Raw genomic sequence first — 12,790 nt, 5'->3', positions numbered from 1 at the left:
GCTAATAAACCGAAAATGCGTATAATTGTCGTATTATTAAATAGAACCTGATGTAAATACAATATATTTCTCCACCACACCTGGTGAATGGTCATCCTATGGAAATAATACTCATCGCGGCAATGGCCCGAAACCGCATTATCGGTCGCGACAACAAGCTGCCGTGGCATATCCCCGAGGAGTTGCGTCTATTTAAAACAACTACCATGGGTTATCCGATGATTATGGGTCGAAAGACATTTGACTCATTCCCAGCGCCTCTCCCCGGTAGGCGCCATATCGTTCTCAGCCGCAATAAGGCATTTGTCCCAAAGGGCGCCGAATGCGCACCATCCCTTGAGACAGCTTTGGCGCTGTGCGGCCAATCCGAGAAGGTCTTTATTATCGGTGGCAGGCAGGTCTTCGCTGCGGCAATGGGTATCGTGACAACCATTATTCTGACCATGATCGACGTGGAAGTGGAGGGGGATGTGTCTTTCCCCGAATTTTCCGAAAAGGATTTCCGTGAAACGGGGAGGATCGATTACCCAGAGGCCAGCACGCCATTCACGGTTGTCACCTACCACCGCTGACCGCCAAAGTGCTAAGCGTGGGGTTGCCTGTGGTAAGCAAGCCAACAGCCCGGACAATCAGAACTGGTCTATTTCCTGAAAATCACGGTGAATATCGACGAATTTCTGACGATTGCGTTGATAGCTTTCGACAATCTGGGGATCGAAATGTCGGCCCGTTCCCTCTTTGATTGCGTGTTCTGCATGATATAAAGACAATGGGTCTTTATACGGCCTCCGGGAAAGCAAGGCATCGTAGGCGTCGGCAAAGGCCATAATCCTCCCCGACAAGGGGATATTCTCTCCCTGCAGCCCCAGAGGGTAGCCGCTTCCGTCCCATTTTTCATGGTGAGTCATGGCTATTTCATAGCCCAGGAGTATATAGATGGAGCCACTTTGCTGATACATTTTTCTGAGCAAAGTACCACCGATTGTCGTGTGATCCTTGATGATTTCGTATTCCTTCGGCGTGTATCTGCCGCGCTTGGTCAACAATCCATCCGGCAAGCCGATTTTACCGATATCGTGGAGCACGCTGATCTCGGCAATATCCCCTACCCGCTCCATGGTTAAACCAAGGTCCGGGCAGCGTCGACGAAGGTCGTCAGCGAGTATGTAGCAGTACCTTTTCGTTCGCTGCAAATGCCCGGCTGTCTCTCCACCCCGTTCGGCTGCCAGCTCCGTCAAGCCCGCCAGCAGATCAGTAACATCATGCAATCGCAAGCGCAACTTGGCGGTGTGCAATAAGGCTTCCAACTGATCAATTTCAATCGGTTTATGTATCCATGCATCCACCTCGCCATGGATAATATCCTGCGAATGAGAACTCGTTGCCTGACTAGTTAACGCCACTATATACGTTGCCAAATTTTCTTCGATCCGGATTGTCTTGATGACCTCTGACCCATCAACCTCCGCCATTTCCAGATCAACGACAACAAGACGGATCGCCTTCATTTTTTCCGCCCAGATCTCGATACCGGATTGCCCGCTCTCAGCAAAGAGCACGTGAAACCCCTGGCCGGCAAACATATCGGCGAGCATTTGCTGATATACCGTCCTGCCGGCAATGATCAACGCTGTTGGTTTAAGGCCTATCGAGTGTAACATCTTCCATCTCCTTCCAGCTGCGAGCCAAACGACCTGCTCTGTCATAACGCACCCGATTGTATTCAAGCACAAATAGTTGTCAAAAGACAAGGCGGGATTGCGGCTGTACGAAGGAGCCTGGGTTGAACAAAAAAGGGCCGATCCGCTGCAGGCGAATCGGCCCTTTTTTGACGCTGGTATTACGGTGTGCAGTTTTCCGGCGTTATCAGGAAATAATGAGTGGCTTGCACAAATCGCCACTTTCAGAAGCGACCCTGCCACAGGACTGACAAGAAAATTTCATCGCCGCAAGCTTTTCCTTACAAACATGGGCGACGCCGACATCACTTGCACCACAAAATTCACAGGCAATAGTCTCAACGGACGGATTACACAAATGGCCGGGATCATCAGCCACGGCCCCACAGTTTTTACAGGTATGAGCCATAACAAGCCTCCTTATTTAGCGAAAGAAAAGGTCTTTGTTCCGATCAGCAACAAGCGGAACACCACCGGCAAGCCGAGGATAGAAAGACCGGAATCAATCCAATTACACTAGGAACCGAAATCTACCGAGCTTTGCCGGACGCTGCCACCCTCGGTGAACGAGGCTGGTACTTTCACAAAACTCCCATCTGAAAAACCAGCAAGGAGTTTTCACCCCACAAAAAGAGGTGTGTACCCTGACAAATTCAACAAAAAAACGAGAATGAATGTCTAAGGTACTAGAGACCCTAAGCAAGCTCTATCCGTTGTCAATGGGAGCAGCACTCGGCAACCCTGGGTGATTGTGGGTATCCTTGACAGCAGGTATCACGGAATTCTTCAAGATTTGCAGATCCTGATACAATGATTGGTAGCAGCAAGCCCTTGAAAAACCGTAGTGCAGAATACAAATTCTCTAATGAACGCGTAGGGTTGTCGAGTTTTACAATGCCTTTTCCCATTTTTCATCAACCGACCCCTTTGCGAAAGTAGTATTTGGGCTCTCAGACACCAGGGAGAATCCTGCTTTTCGGTAAAGCTCTCTCGCTTCGATTTGATTGTTTGTTGTCCAAAGACTCAATTTCCTATAGCCAATCTCTTGTGCTTTTTCCAACAGCGCATTAATGAGGAGCCATCCAATACCTTGTCGCCTCGCGCTGTCGGAAACAAATAACACTCGTACTTTCCCAAGATCTTGGGAATCTTCCATGAGCATAATACAACCAACAGGCAAGCCATTTTGTTCCGCAATATAACATGCTTGTCTATTAGATTTCAGGGAGTCAAGGTATTCCACCATAATTTTGGCCACGATACATTCAAAGTCTTCATACCAACCAAATTTCTCGGCGTAGTATTGGCCATGAACCTGAACTATCCATCCATAATCACCAGGTAATGGTGAACGTACTGTAGTTTTATCGATATTTGATTTATATCTCGACAACATAGCCAAGGATCCTAGCGGGTTTTGTCACTATCACAGTGGAGACTTCTTTGATTCATCAGAACAAATTGCGGATACCCCTCTCTACCAGAGGACTCTGCGCGTAAATGGCGGAAAAAATCACAGCCCTAACCGTCTGTGGGACAATGACCATTCCCGATGCAATTCCGGAGTGGATCGCTAGATCAGGCCGGGATGGGATTTAATCTCTTCCTCGATAAGGTCGGGATCTTCAGCGTTATAGCGGATGATATTCTGCAGGTGTAAAAGGTTTTCCGGATCAATCTTGGTAAACTTTAGGCTTATCTCACCCTGACCGGCGCGGATGATCTCCCCATAGACATCGACCCCCGGCCCCATGCGTTGCAGAAGGATGGTGAATTTGCACGGTTGTCCCGGCTCAAGGTGTTCATCAATCTCCAACTGACAGCCGCCTACACTTAAATTGAGTATTCGCTCTACCGGATACACATTTTCTCCAACAGTAAGCCTTGCCCCTACATTGAAGATAATCCGGCTGAAACGCCTTTTTTCTGCTGTCATGAACTCACACCTTTTTGGCTGTTAACGCTTGTGTACATGGGAAAAATCAACGCCATTCAAGAAAACTATAGCCCAATCATTTTTTTATTCAAGGGTTCTTCACCGACATCCCCATGCTTTGCATGGTAAATGGCTTGCCTGCCGATGAGCCACCAGTCGTTTATCTCACTATTTTTCATTGTGCGATGCCCCGCCTGACGGTATACAGAAAGGCTGCTGCTCAAGGGATTGCCGCCACTTCCTGCCAACCTGCGGAATGTCTGCAACTGCCGGCTTGGATAGTATCCTGCGCCATCCGAGATATTGTCGAAGACACCAGATTCCACCTGTTCTTTTTTTGAGGAAACCAACCATGGAAGCAACCACCCGTCCCGAAGGCAAACTCATTCTCAGGACTCTGGCCATGCCGGCCGACACCAATCCACATGGCGACATCTTCGGTGGTTGGATCATGGCACAAATGGATATCGCCGGCGGCATCCTCGCCCGGGAAATTGCCTGTAACAGGGTGGTTACTGTGGCCGTCGACTCAATGGTCTTCATCAAGCCGGTGCATGTTGGGGATGTCGTCTGCTGCTATGGCCAGGTGATACGGATCGGCACCACCTCTCTCACCGTCGAGCTGGAGGTTTGGGTGAAGCCTGCCTTAGATAAACCCGTCAAGGAGATCCCCGAGCAACGGGTGACAAAGGCCGCCTTTACCTATGTGGCTGTTGACCGGGACGGCAAGAAACAACCGATCAATCGCGACTGTCTCTGTTGACCGGCAAGGGAGGAGTTACGCTTTCTTCCTGCTTATAAAATCCTCTGGCTAAGGGTGCCGTTCATTCATTGTTTATAAAACGGAGAATCGCCGGCCAGTAGTCAGGGAACATGTCAATTGTTCCGTGATCGGCCCCAGCGATAAAGACAATCTCCTTTTCACTCTTTATATGGCGGATAAGATTTTCCGTATGCTTCGGCGCAATCACCTGGTCCGCCCCACCATATATCACCAGGAGGGGACAGCGGATTTGCAGCAATGAGTCGAGAGAGGCAAAGCGATGTCGGAGAAGCAGCGTTATCGGCAACCACGGATAATGCGCTCTGGCAACATTTTCGATGCTGTCAAAGGGAGTCACGAGAATCGCCCCCTGAACGGGTCGCCTGGCCGCAACATAGCAGGCCACCCCTGAACCGAGGCTGCGGCCAATGAGATAGATCTCCTTTGGTGCCCAGGTGCGCATGATATCATCGACCACGGCCAGGGCATCGGCGTATAGTTCCGCCTCTCCCGGTTTACCGGAACTTGGTCCGTAACCTCGATAGGCGACAAACAGAGTAGCCGCCTGAACAGCTTGGTATTCATCGATATTATAAAAAATGTCCTCGGCATTGCCGCCATAATAAACGAGCAGTTTCTCCCGAGCATAGAGGGGGTTCACCAACCATCCACGAAGATTTATAGTTTCCTGCTGCAGGTGGTAATCGATGACCTTCTCATTGCCATGGTCTTCATGGCGGGCAGCGGTTAGATAGAAGATAAATGAATCCTGGCGCAGATACATAAAAAGTGCGCAAAATAGATAGAACACCACCAGATAGGCCAAAATCTGTAATACCAATGGCATCTTCATTTCCTCTCGCGCATGGTAGTAATCATGCCTTATACCGCAAGGGCATAGGTTTCGTATGAGCAGACAAGCTGCTCAATTCAGCTTTAGCTTTCCGGCCCCTTCCTTGTTGCACCCTGAGCCAAGAACTACCATGGACACAATGCTCCTGTCAACGAAGCGCGGTATCAGCTCACCCTTGCAGAAACACCGGAACAGCCTGGCTCCCGGCTTACTTTTTTACAAAGGACATGGTAATCTTGGCCAATGCATATTAAAAAATTCCATCACCACGAACTGCTCATAGACGAATTCGTTACCGCTCCCGACCAATCTTGGTGTGTCTTCGGCGAAAACCATTCCGGTATCGATCGCTTTATCGAGTTGCTTTCGGGAAAGCTCACCACCTACTCCGTCGACATCCTCGATCTCCCGAAGGCCCCGGGTATTGTGTCCTTTCGTGCCCAACAGGAACTTTACGAAAACGAGATTCGCAACGATGACAGCGACTTCCTCGACAAACCTGATCCCGGCACACTGGTCCGGGAATTTTTGCCCGGTGATCCAAAGGCCCACCTCACCCTGCTTGACACCTTTGCCTTGAGCCATTGTCTTGACCTTGGTTATCGACAACTCAGCTCCGGCCAAGCAAGAAAGCTTCTCATCCTTTGCCGACTCGTCCAAGGCGTTACTACATTAATCCTTGAAAACCCCTACGACGGCCTTGATGAACAAAGTTGCCAGGAGCTCAATCAGATACTCATGCGCCTCCCTGAAAGCAATGTCGAGGTGGTGATAAGTGTCAATACCCTCTCTGACATTCCCGCCGAGTGTAGCCACCTGGCGATAATCAAAAATGGCCGCATGGTTCTTGCCGGCCCGAGAGCATCGGTGCTATCTGAGGAAAACCGGCTGACAGGTGATGGCAAACCGTGGCTACTTGCCGTTGCCGATATCTTCCGAAATCCATCGCCAAGAGATGCCAAGCAGAGGGAAGAACTGGTCTACCTTCGCAACGGCTTTGCCGGATATGATGGCAAGTCGCTCTTCGACCACCTTGACCTGACAATCTTCCAGGGCGATCATTGCCTGATCACCGGGCCAAACGGCTGCGGCAAATCGACCCTTCTCGACATCATCATCGGTGACAATCCCAAATGTTACGCCAACGAACTCCGCATCTTCGGACGGGCACGGGGCAGCGGAGAATCGATCTGGGAAATCAAGAAAGACATGGGCATCGTATCGCCATCTCTGCATCGTGAGCACCGCGTTCCGGGCAGTGCCCTCCAGGTCGTTGTCTCGGGACTCTTCGACTCCATCGGTATATACCAAAGGGCAGCGAATGCCGAGATCAGAACCGCCCGGAGCTGGCTGGCGTGGATCGGTCTTGCATCCCGCGCTGACACCCCGTTTCGCCATTTGAGTTTCGCCGATCAACGGCTGGTACTCATTGCCAGGGCTCTCATAAAGGGCCCGAAGCTCCTCATTCTCGACGAGCCAACCCAAGGCCTGGACGACACCAATCGCCACGCCCTTCTCAACCTTCTCGAAGAAATTGCCGACCGCCATGTTTCAACCATGCTCTTTGTCAGCCATCGCAGAGACGAACACCGGCCATTTTTTCGCCAGCATATCCACCTCGACGCCTATTCAGCATAATGGTACAATGGCTGCCTTGATAAACTGGCCGCCTGGCCATACCCCTATCAGCAACTGAGGACCATGCAGATGGCCATAAATTTCCGTCATATTCTTACAACCATCTGGTATCGATTAACCTCTCCACAGTATCGTCTTCTCCTCAGATCCGGCCTCTTTGATCCTGACTTCTACCTTGAAAATAACCCAGATGTCGCCGCCTCAGGGGCAGAGCCACTCGCCCACTATCTGACAAGGGGTTTTGCCGAGCTTCGCCAGCCAGGGCCACTTTTTGATGCCAGATACTATATCCATCAGGTTCCTTCTCTTGACCAGGGGCAAAGCAACCCCTTGCTCCATTATCTCACAATCGGCAGATATCAAGGACTCCGTCCCAATCCCCTTTTTGATCCAGAATACCTGGGCCGGCAATCTGGCGATGATGATGCGTCTCAACCTGACCTCTTTTCCCGCTTCCTTCAAGGTGAACTGCCGGGAATGCAACAAAGCTCGCCATCTCCCTACTTCGATCCACACTTTTATTGTCTGAAATATCCGGATGCTGCCCATCTTCTCAGCGATCCGGTCGCGGCCTACATCCACTTTTTAAAGGTCGGTCGAGGCGAAAACCGCCAGCCAAGCGCCTATTTCGACACTGCCTTTTACCTCGACAAAACTCCCGTGCTCCGCGACATGGGCCTTGACCCGATCAGCCATTATTGCATGTTCGGATGCCGCGAATTTAAGAGTCCTTCTCCGGTATTTGACGCCGCATTTTATCTCAGAACCTATGGCCCGGTGGAGAACGACGACCCCTTTGCCCATTATCTGCGAAACCAAGGGCATGATAACCGGCGCCCCTGCGCCTGGTTTGATCCGGCCTTCTACAAAGAGACCTATCTCAGCGAGCTGGGTGATGCCCCGCCGCCCCTCAAGCATTTTCTCGAAAGCGGTCTGAGGGAAGGCCTGTATCCGAATCGGCAGATTTTTGACTGCGCCGAAAAACCGCTGATCTCCGTCATAGTCCCAGTATATAACGTTGAAGCCGCCCATCTTAATAACTGTATCCGCTCCGTGCTTTATCAATCCTATCCCCATTGGCAGCTGTGTCTTGCCGACGACTGCAGCACTGCCCCGAAGGTCCGTCCACTGCTAATGGACTGGGCCGCCGCCAACCCCAGAATTAAGGTAACTTTTCTTCCCGAAAATAGGGGGATATCTCTAGCGACCAACACTGCCGCAAGACTTGCTGAGGGGAGCTATCTCGCCTTTCTTGACAACGACGACGAGCTTGCATTAGACGCCCTGGAAACCATTGCCCAACGTATCAGCACCGACCCTGCCAAACTGTATTATAGCGATGAAGACCTCATTGGCGCCGACGGCCGGCAATTCAGCATCTTCCGTAAACCAGGCTTCAATAGCGAACTGCTGCTCTGCCACAATTATGTCACCCATTTGGTAGTGGCTCAAAAAGAGCTGTTTGATGATGTCGGGGGTTGCGACACGGATCTCAACGGCGCCCAGGATCTTGACCTCTTCCTCAAGCTCTCGGAAAAAGCCGATGCAGTTCTCCACATACCGAAAATTCTCTATCACTGGCGTGCCTCTGCCTCTTCAACCAGTATCAATCATGACCAAAAGCACTACGCCGACGAGGCCGGACGAAGGGCTGTCGCCAAGGCCATGGCCCGCCGTTGCCTTCCTGGAGATGCACTCTTTACCGACTGGAAATTCTTCTACCGCGCCAAGAGATCCGTCAAAAAAGACCATTTAGTGTCGGTGGTGATTAGTTGGGAGCGCGCACCAAGCCTTATGTTGCCGTGGCTGACTGGCCTTTTGGCCCGAGCCGGGTATGCGGTTCACCAACTGCTCATACTCGCGACCAACCGGGAATGCGCGGCAATTGCCACCACCTTTGGCGAAAAGACAGGGATCGCCACCGTCTGCCGAATAGTCGCGGGCGACCTCAACCTAGCCGTGCACTGGCCGTCCCTTCTCCCCGACATCCAAGGCGAATTTGTCACCTTCGCAAGTGGTAGCTTAGAAAATTTTAGTGAAGAGTGGCTTACCGCCCTCCTCGAATACGGGCAATTGGCGGATGTAGGTCTTGTCTCAGGCAGGGTAGATTACCCCGAAGGGTATGAAGACATCGCCAGCCCTATTCCCGATTGCAGCAGAACCTCACCTTTTTACTTTCACCACTTTCTCACCGGCAGTTCACAACTCATGAACGGCCTGCATTGTCCCCAGGAAGCGATTGGAGTCAGTGGCGATCTTTGTCTCATCCGCAGTCAGTTGCTAAAGGCAATGACACCCTGCGATTCCGCTGATTTCCCCTTTATTTTTGCCTTTACCGATATTTCCTACCGGCTGATTGAACAGGGCAAAATACATATGTACACCCCCTATTGTAAGGCGACCATGGCCCAGGACGGCATCGCTCGCCGCCAACTTTGGCCATTGGCAGCCCTGCAGGATGAAAAAGCTCGGTTTCAAGACAAATGGTCCACGTTCTTGAAGAATGGCGATCCCTTTTACAATATCGGCATCGTTACTGACAATGGCATATCAGAGGACGCCTTTCGGCACTGGCTGGCTGGCGAAGGCGGGTGCGCCTGAAATGATAGACCGACAGAAGCCTATCCTCGATAGGTGCCTTTACTTTTTTGAATCCGGCCCAATGGTATAGCTGGAGTTCCCCTGCCAAATCTTGCACGGAGTCATAAGTCACAATGGGTCTTGAAAATCATAACACCAAGCTTTTTCTAGAATTTTTACACCAGATGACATCAGGAAACACCGAAACGCAGGTGTCAATGTATGAAGTCGGCACAGCGATGGGCCTTGCGAAAGTGGAGGCGGGAGCGCTCGCAGAGGAGCTAATGGTTGCAGGATTAGTGGAACTGCGTACCCTCGCCGGGGGTATTAGTATCACCCACGAAGGCATGGAAACTCTTGGTGTTTCTCAACCGGCCGCATATTCTGCAAACATTGGACAGCAGCTCAGCAAGGACTCTATCGCCAGCACAACTGATTGCCAATTACTCAAACACCTCCTTGACGATATCAAGGCCAACCTTTACGAAATGAAGCCCGAATATCAACAACTGGAAGAAATCATTATTGATATCAAGACCATTGAGGTCCAGTTGTTATCCCCCAGGCCGAAAAACGCTGTATTTCGTGAACTTCTCCGCTCACTGCACGCTTCTTTTGTGACCCTTGGCAACGCAGCAATGGCCGCGAATCTTGAGACACTCAGCAGATAAGTTTCGTACACCGCAAGGACAGACGTTTCGTTTGCGCAGATTAGCTGCTCAACTCAGCGAAGCTGCCCCGGTTACCTCTTCATGAAGAATTGAAATCAAAGCACATTTTCATCCCCTTCAATATACTGATGCACCCGATTGCGCCCCCGCTTTTTGGCAATATACAAAGCTTGATCCGCGCACTTAATGAGTTTCTCATATGAAAGTGCACCTACAATCCTGCTGGTAGCAATGCCCAGACTAAGTGTAACAATACCCCCCGTAGTTGAACCTAGGTGCCCGATCTGCAGCTCTTCGATACGGTGCCGGATCCTCTCGGCAACGGTCACCGCACCTTTCAGCGTGCTGTTGGGGAGGACAACCACAAACTCCTCCCCGCCATAGCGAGCACAGAAATCAACCGGCCTTTTCAAGGACTCCTGAATACCTTTCGCTACCCTTCGTAAACATTCATCTCCAGCGATGTGGCCATAATAGTCATTGAACTTTTTAAAATCATCAATATCACACATGATCACAGAAAGTTCGGCATCACCTTTGCGGCAGATTGCGAATTCCGCCAGAATTCTTTCAGAAAAACTGCGCCTGTTGGGAATCCCGGTAAGGGCATCCATAACCGCCTGGCGCCTGATCACGTTGTAGGATCGATCCAATTGGAAGCCAAGAAAATTCATCCCGAGCATACCAATTGCCCATATCAGGAGGTGCGGCAAAGCCATTGCTTCAAGGGCAATATTCATGGAAAATGGTAGAGATACGCTTATTCCGCCACGAACATCACCCTCTTTATATCCCTGCTTCTGGTGACACGCGAGACACGATTTTTCGGTTTGCAAGGGCGCCATATATTTAATGACCGACCGGCCGTCCTCCTCAAGAAAAGCATGCTCTTCTTTTTTACCCTTATCAAAGTTCTGAAGGAATTGTTCCTCTATCGGGCTAGGGGCATTTTCCGGGCGAAGCGGTTTCAGACTGGTGATGTGGAATTGAACGCCATCTTCCCGCATGGCTATCTCGCTCATCTGCCTGGTCATGTAGGCCGGATTGATTTTAGTGAGCAGGAGATTTTCATCAAATCGGAGATCGCGACGGGGATCCTCAAGATACGGATTAGGTTGATTCCTCTCTGTTACGGAGGCATAAACACCTCCGTGGGAGGAATTCCATCTCCTGGCAATAATTATTTGCTTAAATATCGATCGGGCGGAAATTAGGGCGATACGTTGCTGTTCATCGCGGGCCTTATGTACCATCCAGGCCAGGGATGCAGCTATGAGAAGGGCCCAAAGCACATTAAAGATGATTATGTTTCTGCGAATGTTCATCCCTTCTCCTACAAGGTATTTTCCCAAAACCCGTCAGTGGTTGTCTTCTCCGAGGTATTCTTGATGAATCGCCTGTCATCAGGATACCCTGAAAAGCAAACGGAGAGCAAATTCCCGTAAGAATTTCTCTCCGTTTGTTTGGTAAAACAGGATGAACTGCTCTGTTGTCCTATACCGCAAGGGCATAAGTTTCGTTTGAGCAGACAAGCTGCTCAACTTAGCTTTAAACGTGCCACCCTTTTGAGCGAGAAATATCCCCCTCCTTGCCGATGATGAAGCACTGATAATCGGGCCGGCGGTTGATAAATTCGACACCGGCAACAGGTTCCATTACGAATACAGCCGTGGCCAAAGCATCGGCATCCATACAGGTCGGTGCCATAATCGTCACACTGCTGGACAGGTTCGGAGAATGGCCGGTGCGCCCATCAACGATATGATGAAACATCATTTCCTTGTCATAATAGATCTCGTAGCTCCCCGAGGTGGCAATCGCCCCATCGCGCATGGTGATGACATCCGGAAATTCTCGCCGTTTAGCTGGATCCTGTATGGCAACTGTCCAGTCCTTTCCCTGGGCGGCAAGACCGCTGACCCGGATATCACCGCCGGCATTGATAAGATGATTGGTGACGCCGTTCCCACGGAGCACTCCCGATGCCTTATCAACGATGTACCCTTTGGCAATACCATCAAGGGTGATGGCCATGTCGCTTTTCCCGAAAACGAGGCCACCACCCTGAACATGCAGATTCTCAATACCTACGTTCTTGAGGGCAGTATCAATCTCCGCATCAGTCGGCGTTGTATTGCTCGCAAAGCTTGTCTTGTAGAGATCGATGATCGGGAGGACGGTAATATCAAAGGCTCCACCGGTTTCCCGGTTAAGGTACAGTGAACGGGCAATTAATTCCTGCATTTCACCGGGAACAGCTTCAATCTTGCCGCTGGCATTAAAAGACCCAACCGGAGAACTTTTGTCAAAATGGGTCAACATGTTGTTCAGCCGGTCTATTTCCTCGAACGCTAGGCCGATGGCCTGCTCTGCTTCGTCGCGGGACGAGTGAATGGCGGTAATGGCCACAAAGGTGCCCATTGCCAATTTTGTTTTGGTAACCTTGAATTCCTTTTTGCCAAAAAGAAAGGCCTCCGCCTTCTCAGCCGGGAGAAGGGCGGCCGACGCGGCTCCAAGCCCTAAGAGGCCGGAGAGCTTTAAAAAGGATCTTCTTTTTTGATCGAAGGCAGTTTCTGGAGTTTTCATATCAATTTCCAATCATTAATTGTTAGGAGCCGTAATGCACCCAGCCCTTTTGGCCTTATGATTACGTTGCCTTATTCAATAGGA

13 protein-coding genes are annotated in these 12,790 nt (G+C 50.6%); 6 read left to right on the top strand and 7 right to left on the bottom strand.

What is annotated here, in order from left to right; genetic code table 11:
• Nucleotides 1–98 precede the first annotated feature (98 nt).
• Nucleotides 99–572, top strand: a complete 474-nt coding sequence (locus OEL83_01640) for a dihydrofolate reductase (GenBank protein ID MDK9705726.1) — start codon at nucleotides 99–101, stop codon at nucleotides 570–572.
• Nucleotides 573–629: 57 nt separating this feature from the next.
• On the opposite strand, the gene OEL83_01635 is transcribed toward OEL83_01640, so the two are convergent.
• Nucleotides 630–1,661 carry a response regulator gene (locus tag OEL83_01635; GenBank protein ID MDK9705725.1) on the bottom strand — a complete coding sequence of 344 codons (1,032 nt, stop codon included), beginning with the start codon at nucleotides 1,659–1,661 and terminating at the stop codon, nucleotides 630–632.
• A 76-nt stretch (nucleotides 1,662–1,737) separates the two neighbouring features.
• Here OEL83_01635 and OEL83_01630 point away from each other — a divergent pair, with 76 nt between their 5' ends.
• The gene (locus OEL83_01630) at nucleotides 1,738–2,199 is read left to right on the top strand and encodes a hypothetical protein (GenBank protein ID MDK9705724.1); all 462 of its coding nucleotides are present in this window, start codon (nucleotides 1,738–1,740) and stop codon (nucleotides 2,197–2,199) included.
• 369 nt (nucleotides 2,200–2,568) lie between these two features.
• On the opposite strand, the gene OEL83_01625 is transcribed toward OEL83_01630, so the two are convergent.
• From OEL83_01625 to OEL83_01615, 3 genes are all read right to left on the bottom strand, one after another.
• A complete protein-coding gene (locus tag OEL83_01625) occupies nucleotides 2,569–3,075 on the bottom strand; it encodes a GNAT family N-acetyltransferase (GenBank protein ID MDK9705723.1) in 507 nt (168 codons plus the stop codon).
• Nucleotides 3,076–3,252: 177 nt separating this feature from the next.
• The gene (locus OEL83_01620) at nucleotides 3,253–3,615 is read right to left on the bottom strand and encodes a PilZ domain-containing protein (protein MDK9705722.1); all 363 of its coding nucleotides are present in this window, start codon (nucleotides 3,613–3,615) and stop codon (nucleotides 3,253–3,255) included.
• Between the two features lie 65 nt (nucleotides 3,616–3,680).
• Nucleotides 3,681–3,977 (bottom strand): hypothetical protein, encoded by a 297-nt coding sequence (locus OEL83_01615; protein ID MDK9705721.1) that lies wholly within the window; start codon nucleotides 3,975–3,977, stop codon nucleotides 3,681–3,683.
• Here OEL83_01615 and yciA point away from each other — a divergent pair.
• The gene (yciA, locus tag OEL83_01610; protein MDK9705720.1) at nucleotides 3,968–4,378 is read left to right on the top strand and encodes an acyl-CoA thioester hydrolase YciA; all 411 of its coding nucleotides are present in this window, start codon (nucleotides 3,968–3,970) and stop codon (nucleotides 4,376–4,378) included. The two genes, OEL83_01615 and yciA, sit on opposite strands and share 10 nt — an antisense overlap.
• Nucleotides 4,379–4,439: 61 nt before the next feature.
• Here the strand turns inward: yciA and OEL83_01605 are convergent, their stop codons facing one another.
• Nucleotides 4,440–5,225: a lysophospholipase gene (locus tag OEL83_01605; protein MDK9705719.1), complete on the bottom strand. Its 786-nt coding sequence runs from the start codon at nucleotides 5,223–5,225 to the stop codon at nucleotides 4,440–4,442.
• Between the two features lie 249 nt (nucleotides 5,226–5,474).
• On the opposite strand from OEL83_01605, the gene OEL83_01600 reads away from it, so the two are divergent.
• The 3 genes from OEL83_01600 (at nucleotide 5,475) to OEL83_01590 (ending at nucleotide 10,120) form a co-directional block, all read left to right on the top strand.
• The gene (locus OEL83_01600) at nucleotides 5,475–6,869 is read left to right on the top strand and encodes an ATP-binding cassette domain-containing protein (protein ID MDK9705718.1); all 1,395 of its coding nucleotides are present in this window, start codon (nucleotides 5,475–5,477) and stop codon (nucleotides 6,867–6,869) included.
• A 69-nt stretch (nucleotides 6,870–6,938) separates the two neighbouring features.
• Nucleotides 6,939–9,470 (top strand): glycosyltransferase, encoded by a 2,532-nt coding sequence (locus tag OEL83_01595; GenBank protein ID MDK9705717.1) that lies wholly within the window; start codon nucleotides 6,939–6,941, stop codon nucleotides 9,468–9,470.
• 113 nt (nucleotides 9,471–9,583) lie between these two features.
• Nucleotides 9,584–10,120 (top strand): hypothetical protein, encoded by a 537-nt coding sequence (locus OEL83_01590; GenBank protein MDK9705716.1) that lies wholly within the window; start codon nucleotides 9,584–9,586, stop codon nucleotides 10,118–10,120.
• A gap of 95 nt (nucleotides 10,121–10,215) precedes the next feature.
• On the opposite strand, the gene OEL83_01585 is transcribed toward OEL83_01590, so the two are convergent.
• Nucleotides 10,216–11,445 carry a diguanylate cyclase gene (locus tag OEL83_01585; GenBank protein ID MDK9705715.1) on the bottom strand — a complete coding sequence of 410 codons (1,230 nt, stop codon included), beginning with the start codon at nucleotides 11,443–11,445 and terminating at the stop codon, nucleotides 10,216–10,218.
• Between the two features lie 223 nt (nucleotides 11,446–11,668).
• Nucleotides 11,669–12,706, bottom strand: coding sequence for an FAD:protein FMN transferase (locus OEL83_01580; GenBank protein MDK9705714.1), 1,038 nt, complete (start codon nucleotides 12,704–12,706; stop codon nucleotides 11,669–11,671).
• Between the last annotated feature and the right edge of the window lie 84 nt (nucleotides 12,707–12,790).

Origin of the sequence: Desulforhopalus sp., assembly GCA_030247675.1 — a bacterium.
Taxonomy (GTDB): Bacteria; Desulfobacterota; Desulfobulbia; order Desulfobulbales; family Desulfocapsaceae; genus Desulforhopalus_A.
Note: the sequence above shows the minus strand (reverse complement) of the source record. Positions and strands in the feature narration are given on the sequence as shown.